The organism is Aeromonas sp. Lyrl_2 (genome assembly GCF_051948815.1).
Classification (GTDB): Bacteria; Pseudomonadota; Gammaproteobacteria; order Enterobacterales; family Aeromonadaceae; genus Aeromonas; species Aeromonas veronii.
This window is the reverse complement of record NZ_JAYJLJ010000010.1, coordinates 102420-116578: the sequence shown is the minus strand read 5'-3', so window position 1 is coordinate 116578 and position 14159 is coordinate 102420. Positions and strand designations below refer to the sequence as shown.

Annotated in this window: 12 protein-coding genes; all 12 read left to right on the top strand. The window is 56.0% G+C overall.

Features of this window, described 5'->3' with window-relative positions; translation table 11 throughout:
- Window positions 1-226 precede the first annotated feature (226 nt).
- The 12 genes from VF684_RS10915 to mnmA all read left to right on the top strand — a co-directional run bounded on the left by VF684_RS10915 (window position 227) and on the right by mnmA (window position 14151).
- Window positions 227-1264, top strand: coding sequence for a Mal regulon transcriptional regulator MalI (locus tag VF684_RS10915; RefSeq protein WP_103252222.1), 1038 nt, complete (start codon window positions 227-229; stop codon window positions 1262-1264).
- 202 nt (window positions 1265-1466) lie between these two features.
- Window positions 1467-1730, top strand: a complete 264-nt coding sequence (locus VF684_RS10910; RefSeq protein ID WP_376899967.1) for a hypothetical protein — start codon at window positions 1467-1469, stop codon at window positions 1728-1730.
- Window positions 1731-2554: 824 nt separating this feature from the next.
- Window positions 2555-4096 (top strand): HNH endonuclease, encoded by a 1542-nt coding sequence (locus VF684_RS10905; RefSeq protein WP_376899965.1) that lies wholly within the window; start codon window positions 2555-2557, stop codon window positions 4094-4096.
- 193 nt (window positions 4097-4289) lie between these two features.
- Entirely contained in the window at window positions 4290-4805 is a 516-nt protein-coding gene (locus VF684_RS10900) for an AAA family ATPase (RefSeq protein ID WP_376899963.1), read from the top strand.
- Between the two features lie 11 nt (window positions 4806-4816).
- A complete protein-coding gene (locus tag VF684_RS10895) occupies window positions 4817-5593 on the top strand; it encodes a phosphotransferase family protein (protein WP_376899961.1) in 777 nt (258 codons plus the stop codon).
- Between the two features lie 535 nt (window positions 5594-6128).
- Window positions 6129-8036 (top strand): PTS fructose transporter subunit IIABC, encoded by a 1908-nt coding sequence (locus tag VF684_RS10890; RefSeq protein ID WP_204381645.1) that lies wholly within the window; start codon window positions 6129-6131, stop codon window positions 8034-8036.
- A 576-nt stretch (window positions 8037-8612) separates the two neighbouring features.
- Window positions 8613-10019, top strand: coding sequence for a hexose-6-phosphate:phosphate antiporter (uhpT, locus tag VF684_RS10885; protein ID WP_204381644.1), 1407 nt, complete (start codon window positions 8613-8615; stop codon window positions 10017-10019).
- Window positions 10020-10225: 206 nt separating this feature from the next.
- Window positions 10226-10531: a PTS fructose transporter subunit IIB gene (locus VF684_RS10880; protein ID WP_033114409.1), complete on the top strand. Its 306-nt coding sequence runs from the start codon at window positions 10226-10228 to the stop codon at window positions 10529-10531.
- Window positions 10531-11298 (top strand): PTS sugar transporter subunit IIA, encoded by a 768-nt coding sequence (locus VF684_RS10875; protein WP_319919183.1) that lies wholly within the window; start codon window positions 10531-10533, stop codon window positions 11296-11298. Before VF684_RS10880 ends, VF684_RS10875 begins: the two co-directional genes overlap by 1 nt.
- Window positions 11299-11416: 118 nt before the next feature.
- Window positions 11417-12295, top strand: a complete 879-nt coding sequence (gene rluE, locus VF684_RS10870) for a 23S rRNA pseudouridine(2457) synthase RluE (RefSeq protein ID WP_376899958.1) — start codon at window positions 11417-11419, stop codon at window positions 12293-12295.
- A 95-nt stretch (window positions 12296-12390) separates the two neighbouring features.
- Entirely contained in the window at window positions 12391-12894 is a 504-nt protein-coding gene (locus VF684_RS10865) for an NUDIX hydrolase (RefSeq protein WP_204381642.1), read from the top strand.
- Window positions 12895-13044: 150 nt separating this feature from the next.
- Window positions 13045-14151, top strand: a complete 1107-nt coding sequence (gene mnmA, locus VF684_RS10860; protein ID WP_005353619.1) for a tRNA 2-thiouridine(34) synthase MnmA — start codon at window positions 13045-13047, stop codon at window positions 14149-14151.
- The last annotated feature ends 8 nt before the right edge of the window (window positions 14152-14159 follow it).

Genomic DNA, 14159 nt, shown 5'->3' with positions numbered 1-14159 from the left:
ACGCAATCTCGAAGCAAAAGGCGCGGGTCAGCATCAGGTTTTGCTGAATGATAAAACGTTTTATCAACTTACAAGTGCCGACAGGATCACAGAATAAGGGGGCTGGCTGGCAGCAGGATCCAAATTTGTGAGCCGGATCGGCCAGATGGTGATGTAACGTTTCACTTGGCAACCCAAGCAGGTATGCTGGGGCCTCACTCTCAACTGTCCGTCGTCCGTTCGCCCTATGTCGCCCAAATCCCTCTCTGCCAAAGCCACCAAGATCACCGATGTCGCCCAGCGGGCGGGAGTGTCGGTCACCACCGTCTCCATGGTGCTCAACGGCAAGGGGCGCATCTCCCCGGCCACCGCCGAGCGGGTGCAGCAGGCGATAAAAGAGCTCGACTACGTGCCCAACAGCGCCGCCGCCAACCTGCGCAGCCAGCAGTCCAATCTGGTGGGGCTGATCCTGCGCGACATCACCGACCCCTTCTATACCGAGGTGACCGCCGGGGTGAGCGAGGTGCTGGAGCAGCAGGGCTATCTGCTGTTTCTGACCCAGTGCGGTCACAGCCCGGAGCGGCTGCAGCAGAGCATCCACTCCCTGTCGCGCCAAGGGGTGGCGGGCATCATCTTCAATCCGGTGCGCGGCGCGGCGGCCAAAACCCTGGAGACCCTGCTCGACTCCGAGCTGCCGGTGGTGTGCGCCGCCCGCTCCTACTATCGGGATGACGTGGACTTTATCGGCCCCGACAACACCCACGCCGCCAAGCAGGCCACCACCTACCTTATCGAGCAGGGCCACCGCCATATCGCCTATGTCGGCGGGCGGGCCGACTCCCTCACCCGTGCCGAGCGGATCGGCGGCTACTGCGCCAGCCTGTTGCAATATGGCCTGCCCTTCAAACCGGAGTGGGTACTGGAGTGCGAGCGCACCCAGCGCAGCGCCGCCGATACCATCGCCCAGCTGCTGCACCAGCACCCCAAGGTGACCGCCGTGCTCTGCCACTACCCCGAGGTGGCGCTCGGCGCCATCTATGGCGTCGAGGCGAGCGGCCGCACCGTGGGCAAGGATAACTACATCGGCCAGCAGGTGGCCCTGCTCGGTTTTGACGATGTGGCGGAAGCCGAACTCACCTCCCCCGCCCTCACTTTCGTCAGCTCACCGGCCCGCGAAATCGGCCGTCAGGCGGCAAAACGACTGCTGACCCGGATGCAGCAACCCGAACTCGCCCCCAACCGCCATATCATCACCCCCAATCTGCAAAAGCGGGAGTCGGCCTGAACTGGCTGGGCGCCCGAGCTCGCCCCACCCGCCATATCATCATCGCTCACCAGCAAACCGCAGAAGCGGGCATCGGCCTGAGCTGGCTGGGCAAGCCTGCAGCAGCGCAAAATGTGAGGTTGTTCACTGCGCTGGCAAGGAGATATTGAGAGCCAAGTGGAGAGGAATATGATGGGCGTCCACTCTCTTCACGAGCCCATTTATGAGCAACCCGCACGACCAGAATCCGCCGACTGAAATCCACCGCTGTAACAAATGCGGCGAGCGTACCCGCCATATCGTGGTGCTGGTGCCACGGGATCACAGCCAGGATGTGATGCCCAAAGACCCGCGCAAAGCCTTCTGGCAAGCCTTTACTTCCAGCAGCATCACCAACTGGGCGTTTGGTGAAACACTGGCCTACCAGACCACCCATGTAAAACATCTGATCTGCGAACGCTGCGGGGAGAAGTTTCTGGAGTATTGAGTGACGGTTGTACCCGGCAAGAAATGAAGCTCTGCTTACGATCGCTGCGCCAAGCGGTCAGATAACACCCTGTTAGTGAGCAATTTATTGATCTTTGGCAGGTTTTTGCCCGACTGCGGTTTTACCCTGCACCTCTCTCGATTAATATGCCCCACTTGGCAACCACTCTTGCAGAGATAACCCTGTGCAGCCGTTTCGCCATCCACCACATCGCCGGATAACCGCAGCAGGCTGGAGGCTGTAATCCACGGGCGGTAGCGTGGAATTTTGCTCCCCAATAAGATGGATGTACAAGCCCTGTAACTTTGCCACCATTGAGGAGATAGAAACATGGGGGCATTACTGTAAAGAACGCCCTCAGATAAAAAGTCGTTTTTGAACGAGCGCAGACACTCTGGATAATTAGAAAGGTCATCAATAAGACTCTATATATCCACACTGATGTAATTTAGGACTTACAAATAACCTTCAAAAGAGGGTAGTTTTGGCCAGCGTGCCCGCGTAGGCATAAGGTATGAATAGCAAGCTTCGCTTCAAATTAATTAAAAATATATATTAAAAATACTACCATGAGTGGTTGGAAGATGTTTGCCAGAGGCAGTAAAATTATTTTCTGCAAAAGAAAAAATTAGAAAACAACAAGGCGGAAATGACAGTGCGGTTAACCCCTTTATTACAAACACATTGTTGTTCAAAGACATTTAATCAAACCAAATTCGTTCCTAATTAAAAATGTTTCCTAAAGATTAAATCTGACTTAATTAATACTTTTATATTAGTAGCCTAGCGAAAATTTAAAATAAAACTTTAATATGGTGATATAAATGCCAAATGTAAATCTAGATGCTTTGATTTCAAGAGAAGATTTTGAAGTTATTGATAATGCATCAAATGCATCCTCATTTAACCAAAATGTAAGTGTGAAAGATTTAGAGCGCGGAGAGTTTTTCTATGCTGGCTTAAGAAAGCCTGACTTTCAACGTGAAACTTCAGATTGGAGTGATGACCAACTTTGTGAATTCATCCAGAGCTTTATCGATGGCGATTTAATACCTGCCGTAATCTTATGGAATTCAGGTCCATATAACTTCGTTATTGATGGTGCTCATAGATTTGGAGCATTAATCGCTTGGATAAACGATGACTATGGAGATGGAACTATCTCACAAAAATTCTACAACAACGAAATAGATGATGAGCAACGAGAGATAGCCAATAAAACCAGAGAAAAAATAAAAAGAACAGTCAAACCATATAGTGATTACAAACAGGCGATTATAAATAACCTAGATGGTGATCAGGATATGTTGCGAAAGGCTCTTAGTCTAGGCAGAACATCCATTCAACTACAATGGGTCACAGGGGGTTCAAAAAAAGCAGAAGAATCTTTTTTCAAAATAAACCAAAAAGCATCAAAAATAAATGAAACAGAAATTGAGTTATTGAGATCCAGAAGAAAATCTTTTTCCATTGCTTCAAGGGCGATCATTAGAGCAGGAAATGGACATCAGTACTGGTCAAAATTTTCACCGGAAAAAATCATAGAAATTGAGTCTATAGCAAAAGAAATTCATGAACTAATTTTCCATCCCAAGGTTGCTGGTCCAGTAAAGACATTAGACCTTCCTCTGATAAAAAAACATAACGCCCCACAAACTAATAGTTTTATTTTCGATTTAGTAAAAAAATGCAATAAAATTTCTGGGAAGACTGATTCTATAGTGGATGATACCGATGGTTCAGAAACCATTAATCACCTTAAAAACGTTTTGAAATTTCTTCGAATCATTAACTCATCACATCCTTCATCATTAGGATTACACCCTCTTGTATACTTCTACAACAAGAGAGGGAACCATATATATTCTGCGATTCTAGCATGGGTCGATATAATAGCAGATATAAATAAAACCAAATCATCTTTAGCTTCTTTTTTACATATAAGAAATAGATTGGAGTCATTTTTAATTAAATATAAGCACTTTATTTCAGGCATAAATGCAAAGTATGGGAGTGGTTTAAAAAGTAACAAGCACATTCACAAGGTAATGTTAAAAATCATTAGAATGATGCAGAAGCAAGAGACTGATGAATATATTGTTGAGCAAATTCTTTCTGAGTTTTCTTTTTTATCCCGTAATGATGAGATAGAAATTACATCTAGTAGATTCTCAGGGGAAATAAAATCTCAAATTTACATTCAGGAGTCATTACCAAAAAGTATGATATGCGCGCATTGCAAAGGTTTTGTTCATACAAATTCAATAAGCTTTGACCATATTCAACGAGTTCGAGATGGAGGAAAGGGAACTGCATCTAATGGTGCACTAATGCACCCATACTGTAATACAGGTGCTAAAAACTAAAATTTTTTCATTTAACGTCACAAACTATTTAGCACATTACCCAACAACTAAAACGAGGGCTGTAAATATCCAGTGAAGAGTATTCATATATTCGCGTAATCAACACCATCTCGGTAGAGGTGCAATAAGCACAGCGTATTGCACCTCTATTTTTCAGCCTCCAGATATCTGTTCCAGAAAAGAGCCCCCAGAGATGAAACGTATTCTGATTATTGGCAACTCGGGATCGGGCAAAAGCTGGTTGGCGGCGCAGCTGGCTGAACGGTTAACTATCCGCGAGGTCAATCTGGACACCATTGTCTGGCAACCGGGCGGGTTTAACCAAAAACGGCCCCAGCATGAGATTGACCATGCCATTCAGACACTTATTCAAGAGCAATCATGGGTGGTCGAAGGGGTATTTGGTGCCCTGGCCGAGCAACTGCTTGATGCCGCTGATACCCTGCTCTTTCTGGATCTCGACTGGTCTGTATGCCGTGATTCGCTGCTGTTGCGCGGCTCGGAAAGTGCCAAACAGCGCGATGCAGTGGCAGCTGAAAAGAACTTTCAACAACTGCTGGTGTGGGCATCGGAATATGGGCAGCGAGCCGGTAAAAGTTCCCGCCAATTCCATCACGAGTTGTTTGATCGATTCCCAAACGACAAGCACCATTTCACGACTCGCACAGAGGTAAATAGCTATCTCACGCAACTGACCACTCATAGCTAACGGGGTAGAGGATGACGCAACAGGAGTTGGCGAAAATGGGGGGCGCTTCGGTAAATATCCAGCTGCTGGATGGCAAGCCCTGTATCAGAAAAAGCGGCGCATCGCCTGTCGAGCGCCATTTCTACCAACGCGCCGCACTGCATTTGAGCGGGCTCAACACTCCTACCCTGCTCAAGGTCGAAGGGGAGACCCTGTTCCTTGAGCAGATCCCTCATCCGGTCACGCTCACGCAGCTGCACCACAACGAACAATCCTTTGCTCAGCTGGCCAGCCTGCATAACGCCAACTATCAGCCCGACTTTGCGGTTAAAACTCACGGCTGGTCGCTCGCCGACACCAACGAGGCGCTCTCTGTACTCTGTCTGCCGGAAGCGGTAAACGAGAAGATCCGCCATATCCAGCAAATTGGCCACGAACTATTCGAGGAGTCATGTCTGATTTCGGGGGATAGCAATGAGGGCAACTGGGGCACCCGCGACAATGGTGAGCTGGTGTTGTTTGACTGGGAGCGATTTGGTTATGGCAGCCCGGCCATCGATCTGGCCCCGCTGGTGCCGCGGATGGGTTCGCTGGCTGAGTATGAAACCATCATTGAACGCTATCTGCGCCACAGTTCGCTGCTCTCTGGTGACCGGTTGCTGCGCCATCTCGTCATGGCCAAGTGCTGGCTGATTATTGAAGTCACCAATCTGCTGACCAGAAGGGAGAAGCCGCAGGCACAGCAATATCTGGAGTGGTATCGGCAACAAGTTCCCAACTGGCTGGAGTCGGTGGCGCATATGGTGTAATCCGCAGGTTTGAATAGCGAAGCGTATTCGGACGTTCGCGTTATCATCTCTCTCTTTTCAGCCATCCCTCTCTTGCCACCACACTTTCTTCCCAAACAACGCCCCTCTGCGCTCGCCCAGCCAATGCGATTGGCCTCCGCCATCAGGCGCATAAAAATCCTAATCCTCCCGGTGAAATGGCGACTTTTTGTGAGAATGGTCACATCTGATGGCGCCGTTTAACCACATATAAATCCAGACTCCACTGATGATTAATTTATTGATATGGCGTATTACAAATCTAATGGCGAGCCTGAAATCAATGCATTTATCTGTTTTTAAAGAAAAAATTAATGGTTTTCTGAAAATGGCGAGTCCTGCCTGAAAACGGGATCTTCATCACACCGCGTTTTACTGCGCACAAAAATCCAGTGATCAGCACATTTGTCCGATAGGGAGGGTGCGGGCGAGCCGCGATAATGATCAGGTCATTTTTATCCAGTACGTCGATACGTACTCACGCATAGCTTCCGCCACCGGAAGCGGGGAGAGCGCCATGATAACCACCTTGATCAATGAACATCTGATCAATCTCGATTTGAAAGCGACGCGTAAGGAGGAGGTCTTCACCGAGATGGCCCGCCTGCTGGCGTCGCAAGGCAAGGTCAGCGACGAGCAGGCCTTTATCAAGGATCTGTGGGCCCGCGAAGAGCTGGGCAACACCGGCTTTGAAGAGGGCGTGGCCCTGCCCCACGCCAAGAGTACAGCGGTCTGCAACCCGGCGGTCGCCATCGGCATCAGCCGCAACGGCATCGACTACGGCGCCGAAGATGGCAAGCCGTCCCACATTTTCTTCATGATCGCCTCCCCCGATGGCGGCGCCAACCACCATATCGAGGTGCTGGCCGAGCTCTCCGGCAAGCTGATCGAAGAGGGCTTTATCGCCAAGCTGCTGGCGGCCAACACCCCGGCCGATGCGCTGGCGCTTCTGCTGGCCAAGAAAGAGGAGCAGAGCGCGGCCCCGGCCACCAGCAAAGGCTTTATCATCGGTGTCACCGGCTGCCCGGCCGGTATCGCCCACACCTATCTGGCGGCCGAGTCGCTGGAGCGCGCCGCCAAGGAGCTCGGTTATGAGGTGAAGGTGGAGACCAACGGTTCCATCGGCGTCAAGAACAGCCCGACCGCGGACGAGATCGCTCGCGCCAGCGCCATCGTGGTCGCCTGTGACAAGCAGGTGGACATGGCCCGCTTCTCTGGCAAGCCGCTGATCAAGACCGGCGTCAAGGCCCCCATCAAGGATGGCAAGGGTCTGATCGAGCAAGCCCTGAAAGCCCCCGCCTATGTGGCTGGCAAAGAAGATAAAAAAGGTGAAGAGAAGAGCGCGGGCGCCAGTTCCGATCTCTATCGCTACCTGATGAACGGCGTCTCTCACATGATCCCGTTCGTGGTGACCGGCGGTCTGTTGATTGCGCTGGCGCTGGCCATCGGCGGCAACCCGACCCCGAGCGGCATGCAGATCCCGGAAGGGAGCATGTGGAACCAGATCCTCAACGTGGGCGTGGCCGCCTTTACCCTGATGATCCCCATTCTGGCGGGCTATATCGCCTACGCCATCGGTGATCGTCCGGCACTGGCACCGGGCTTTATCGGCGGCTGGATCGCCAACAACGGCAGCTTCTACGGCGCTGACGCCGGTACCGGCTTTATCGGTGCCATCATCGCGGGCCTGTTGGTCGGTTATCTGGTGCGCTGGATTGCCACTCGTCAGTACCACAAGATGGTGCAACCGCTGGTGCCGATCCTGATCGCCCCCATCGTCGGGTCGCTCTTTATCGCTGCGGTATTCATCTTCATCATCGGCGCTCCCATTGCCGACATGATGACTGGCCTCAACGCCATGCTGCTCTCCATGAGCGGTGGCAGTCTGGTGCTGCTGGGTATCGTGCTGGGTGGTATGGCTGGTTTTGATATGGGTGGCCCGGTCAACAAGGTGGCCTTCCTCTTCTCCGTCGGCATGATCGCCTCCGGTCAGACCCAGTTTATGGGTGCCATGGCCTGCGCCATCCCGGCTGCCCCCCTTGGTATGTCGCTGGCTACCGTACTCGGTCGCAAGCTCGGCATCTTTGACGAGTCTGAAATCGAAGCGGGCAAAGCCGCTGGCGCAATGGGTCTGGTGGGTATCTCCGAAGGGGCTATTCCGTTTGCCGCCCGTGACCCGCTGGCCGTCATTCCGGCCAACGTGCTGGGCAGCATGACCGCCGCTGTGATGGCCTTCCTGTTCGGCATCACCAACAGCGTTGCCCACGGTGGCCCCATCGTGGCCCTGCTGGGTGCCGTCAACAAGCCGCTGCTGGCCCTGCTCTGCATGATCTGCGGTGCCATCGTCACCGGCGTGGTGGCGGTTGCCCTGAAAAAACTGCGGGTCAAGAAGAGTGACGAAGTGACCCTGGCCAAGGCGGCCTGAGTGCCCCCTCGCCATCGCGGCTCGTAAAACATGACAAGAGGCCACCCCACGGGGTGGCCTCTTGTTTTTGGGATGGCAGGCGGGCCTTTCCCCAATATCGCCACCTGAGAATTGGTGGTCAATCAGCCCTCTTCCTCATCTATCCCTTCACCTCTCCCCTTGCCTTTCCCTGGCTCCCTTCTGGCCTATCCATCCCACCAGCCCAGACCTCACACAGAGCGCCAAACTGGCTGAAATGACAGCAATCTGGCGTCAGCGGTGTGATGTTTCTCACGCTTTGTCCGCGAAAGCGCAAAAACTAGGAAAATTTCCTAGCCCCACTAGGGATGGCTCTCAAGCCATTTTTTGCCCCTCTTATTAGAGTCACCCCACCTGATGTCGTGACCCGCACCGCGACGGGCAATGCGCCCCGTCATCCCGTGCAGGGCCCGGGTTTATATGGATGGAGCGTCGAGCGCAGCAACGGCTGACAGCCCCGACGTTCCGTTCCCCCTTCCGTGGCGTGACCTCGAACAACCTATCTACAAATGAGGGGCGCGGCGGAAATACCGTCTATCTCGCAGAGGATGAACGAAGATGTTGAAATTGCTCCAACAGGTCCGGGTCCCCACCCTGGACCTGCCGGTCGAAGCCCGGCGCAAGCTCTGGTTCAAGCCGTTTATGCAATCTTATCTGGTTGTATTTATTGGCTATTTGACCATGTATCTGATCCGCAAGAACTTCAACATTGCGCAAAATGACATGATCCAGGAGTACGGTCTCTCCATGACCGAGCTTGGCATGATCGGCCTTGGCTTCTCCATCACCTACGGGGTGGGCAAGACCATCGTCTCCTACTACGCCGATGGCAAGAACACCAAGCAGTTCCTGCCGCTGATGCTGATCCTCTCCGCGCTCTGCATGCTGGGCTTCAGTGCCAGCATGGGCGGCACCGGTTTCAGCCTCTACTTCATGATCTTCTTCTACGCCCTGAGCGGTTTCTTCCAAAGCTGTGGTGGCTCGTGCAGCTACTCCACCATCACCAAGTGGACCCCTCGCAACAAGCGCGGCACCTATCTGGGCATGTGGAACCTCTCCCATAACGTGGGCGGGGCCGGCGCGGCCGGTGTGGCGCTGTTCGGTGCCAACTACCTGTTCGATGGCAACGTGCTCGGCATGTTTATCTTCCCCTCCATCATCGCGCTGATCGTCGGCTTTATCGGCTTGCGCTTTGGTAGCGATTCACCGGAAGCCTATGGCCTTGGCAAGGTGGAAGAGCTGTTTGACGAAGTAGCGAGCGAAGAGGATATCGCCACCGAAGAGCAGAAGCTGACCAAGTGGCAGATCTTCGTGAAGTACGTGCTGCTCAACAAGGTGATCTGGCTGCTCTGCTTTGCCAACATCTTCCTCTACGTGGTGCGTATCGGTATCGACCAGTGGTCCACCGTCTATGCCCACCAGGAGCTCGGCTTCTCCAAAGATGTGGCTATTCAGGGCTTTACCTTCTTCGAAGTGGGCGCTCTGGTCGGCACCCTGATGTGGGGCTACCTCTCCGATCTGGCCAACGGCCGTCGTGGTCTGGTTGCCTGTGTGGCACTGGCGCTCATCATCGCCACTCTGGGTCTCTACCAGCACGCCACCACCCAGTTCATGTTCCTGGGCTCCCTGTTCACCCTGGGCTTCCTGGTGTTCGGTCCGCAACTGCTGATCGGCGTGGCCGCCGTGGGCTTCGTACCCAAGCAGGGCATCAGCGTGGCCGATGGCGTCAAGGGCACCTTCGCTTATCTGATTGGTGACAGCTTCGCCAAGCTGGGTCTGGGCATGATTGCCGATGGTACCCCCATCTTCGGCCTGACCGGCTGGACCGGCACCTTCGCGGCGTTGGACATGGCAGCAGCCGCCTGTCTGGTGCTGATGGCCTGTGTAGCAATTGCCGAAGAGCGCAAGATCCGCCGCATCAAGCGCGAGCTGAAAGCCGCCGAACTGGCGGCCCAGACCGCCTGATGGTCATCACAACAGACGCAGATTGTTCAGGGCTACCCACACGGGTAGCCCTTTTTGTTTAGCCAAACTAAATACTCAAGTGGCCCTTTTGCGCCATTTTTGCGGCCCAAAGCCCTATCGAGATCCCACTTTTGGCCGGGGCTTTTGGCAAAAAATCCCTGCCGGCGTTATCTTGTTGGCCCCTCGTTTCGCACAGTTCAGAGCCAATGAAGATCATTGCCGTCACCGCCTGCCCGACCGGCATCGCCCACACCTATATGGCAGCCGAAGCGCTGCAAAAAGCCGCCGCCGCCCTCGGCCTCAAGATCAAGGTCGAAACCCAGGGCGCCATGGGGATGGAAAACTCCCTCACCGCCCGCGACATCGCCAGCGCCGATCTGGTGCTGATCGCCTCCGACATCGACATCGAGCAGAAGGAGCGTTTCCTCGGCTGCCATATCCATCGGGTGAGCCTCGAAACCGTGCTGCTCGATGCGCAGGCGGTGCTGAGATCACTGCCCCGGCCCAGCTGATGCTAAGCCGCGAGATCACCTTCTACTGCCATCAGGGGATGAGCATTGCCCGCACCAAGCAGCTGAGCCGGCTGGCGGGGATGTTCAAATCCTGCATTCGCTGCGCCAACCTCACCCGGCGCCAGACGGTTATCGCCAGCAATCAGCTCTCCCTGCTCACCCTCGCCACCCAGCCCGGCGATCTCTGCCAGCTGCAGATCGAAGGCAACGACGCCGAGCTGGCCCATATGGCCTTCACCTGCTGGTGCGGCGAGCTGGGTCAGCCGCTGGTGCGCCCCGCCAGCGCTGCGCTGGCCGAGCTGCGACTGGCAAGCGCCCTGCCCGACTACCACTTCGCCCTGCGCCAGCTGGCTCACAGTCCCGCCACTCTGACCAAGAGCGAGGCGCTCGAGCATCTTATCGACCTGCTGCCCGCCGAGCTAGTCGGCGACAGAGCCGCGCTGGAGGAGGCGATCAGTCGGCGCGAGCAGATCGCCGCCACCATCATCTGCCCGGGCCTCGCCATGCCCCATGTGCTCTGCGAGGGGATAAGCCAGCCAGCCCTGAGCCTGCTCAGCAGCCCGGCCCCCATCGAGTGGGGTTCGCAGCTCGGGCCGGTGCAGACCATCATCCTGCTGGCGGTGCCAACCGGCTGCGGGCGCGACACCCTGCTTCCCCTCACCCGGCTGGCCCGCGCCCTGATGGACGAAGTGATAAGCGGCGCCCTGCTGCAAGCAAGCTCGGCCCCCGCCAGACAAGCCATCGTGATTGAAAACCTGCTAGGTTGACCCTCGGCCGAAAGCTGCCAATTTTCCCGGGATATCTTTACCGACACCTCCCATTCATCCTGCCGTCAGCCCCCTGTGGTACACTCGCTGCCATTCCCACTTGCCAATCCGCTATCCGATGAAATCTGCCCGCTCCCGACTCTCGCTGCCAAACCGTCCCGCCCGCGATGGCGCCCCCCGCTCTGCTGCCCGGCCAGCCGAATCCCGCCACGTTGCGGCGCGCAAGCCGGAGCTGGCCCCCGAGGATCGCAAGCTGCTCCTGCTGAACAAGCCCTACATGGTGCTCTGCCAGTTCACCGACGAGGCGGGCCGCGAGACCCTCAAGGATTACATCAAAGAGCCCGGCATCTACGCCGCTGGCCGGCTTGACCGCGACAGCGAGGGGCTGTTGCTGCTCACCAACGATGGCAAGCTGCAGGCACGCCTCACCCAGCCGGGGGAGAAGACCCCCAAAACCTACTGGGTGCAGGTGGAAGGTATTCCGAGCGAGGAGCAACTGGCTGCCCTGCGCGCCGGTGTCGAGCTCAACGACGGCATGACCCTGCCCGCCGGGGCGCGCATCATGGATGAACCTGCGGTGTGGCCGCGCAATCCGCCCATTCGCGAGCGCAAGGAGATCCCCACCTGCTGGCTGGAGATCAAGATAGTGGAGGGGCGCAACCGGCAGGTGCGGCGAATGACCGCCCATATCGGCCACCCCACCCTGCGCCTTATTCGCTACGCCATCGGCGACTGGACGTTAGATGGTCTGGCCCCCGGCGAGAGCCGCGCCCTGCCCGCTCCCGAGCTGGCGCCCGCCCCGCGCCGGGCACAGGCACCCAACAAACCGCGCAGTCAGGGCTCGGGCAGCAGCCATCCGCACGCTTCCCAACCGACCCGAAGCCCCCATGGCCAGGGCCAGGGGCGCGACAGCCGTGACACGAGCCCGCGCCCGGCCAATCGCAGCAGTGGCCGTGGCACCGCGCGCCGACCGGCCCGCAGCAAACCCCAGCAATAACACGCAGCCCGCTGGCAATAGAACAGTAAAGAACCGAGCTGAATCGAGCCCCTGCTTCGGCCGGGGCCAAACCGGTAATGAGACAAGGAGTCCTTATGAGCGATCACCTTCCTGCATCGCAGGAGAAAACACCGCACGAGCGCATGCAGGCCAGATTGACGGTCGCTGCGCTGGTGCAGTGGCAGGGCCGCTTTCTGGTGGTGGAAGAGGAGATAAAAGGCCAGCGCCGCTTCAACCAGCCCGCCGGCCATGTAGAGGCCGGTGAAGATCTGCTCACCGCAGCCTGCCGCGAGCTGAAAGAGGAGACGGGGCTGACCGCCACGCCTACTTCCTGGCTTGGCACCTATCTCTACAAACCGGCCGACAGCGAGGCCACCTATGTGCGCACCGCCATCATCTTCGACCTTGAAAAAGCGCCGGGTCAGCACCATCCAGAGGATCCTGACGGCGATATCCTCGCCTGCCACTGGCTCACCCTGGAGGAGATCGCCGAGTGCAAATCGGCACTGAGAAGCCCGCTGGTGTGGCAATGCATCGAGGATTATCTGGCGGGAACACGCCTGCCGCTCTCGGCGCTCAAGGCCTTTATCCAGAGCTAGGGACAGAGCAGGCATCCGCTGGCAATCGCCACAAGAAAAACGATTTCCTGCCGCAAGGTTCCTGATGGGGACAGTGGCATGGAGATGTGACCGGGGGCGCAAAACTCTGGTAGAATACGCCCCGTTTAAACGAACTGGTAACTTCGACTAATGACAGACAACAGCCAAATCAAGGTGATCGTCGGCATGTCCGGCGGCGTGGATTCTTCCGTCTCGGCCTACCTGCTCCAGCAGCAGGGCTATCAGGTCGAAGGCTTGTTCATGAAGAACTGGGAAGAAGACGACACGGACGAGTACTGCTCTGCCGCCCAGGATTTGGCTGATGCCAAGGCCGTCTGCGACAAGCTGGGGATGAAACTCCACACCATCAACTTCGCGGCCGAGTACTGGGACAATGTGTTCGAGCATTTCCTCGAAGAGTACAAGGCTGGCCGCACGCCGAACCCGGATATCCTGTGCAACAAGGAGATCAAGTTCAAGGCGTTCCTCGAATTTGCCGCCGAAGAGCTGGGTGCCACCTACATCGCCACCGGCCACTATGTGCGCCGTGACGACAGCACCGGCCGCCCGCGCCTGCTGCGCGGTCTCGATACCAACAAGGATCAGAGCTACTTCCTCTATACCCTGAGCGAAAAGCAAGTGGGTCAGAGCCTGTTCCCGGTTGGCGATCTGGAGAAGCCGGAGGTGCGCCGCATCGCCGAGCAGCTGGATCTCATCACCGCCAAGAAGAAAGACTCCACCGGTATCTGCTTTATCGGCGAGCGCAAGTTCAAGGACTTCCTGGCCAAGTTCCTGCCCGCCCAGCCCGGCAAAATCGAGACCGTGGATGGCAAGGTGATCGGTGAGCATCAGGGTCTGATGTATCACACCCTTGGCCAGCGCAAGGGGCTCGGTATCGGTGGTCGCAAAGATGCCACCGAAGAGGCCTGGTATGTGGTCGACAAAGAGGTCGAACGCAACGTACTGGTCGTGGCGCAGGGTGAACATCCCCGCCTCTACTCCGATGGTTTGATTGCCAGCCAGCTGCACTGGGTGGATCGCACCCCCATTCGCGAGCCGCGTCGCTGCACCGTCAAGACCCGCTACCGCCAGCAGGATATCCCCTGCCTGATCCAGCCCATCGACGACGAGACCATCCGGGTCATCTTCGACGAGAAACAGGCTGCGGTCACCCCGGGCCAGTCCGCCGTCTTCTACGACGGGGAAGTGTGTCTGGGCGGCGGCATCATCGAACAGCGTTTCAGCCATCCGGTTTGAGCCAATAG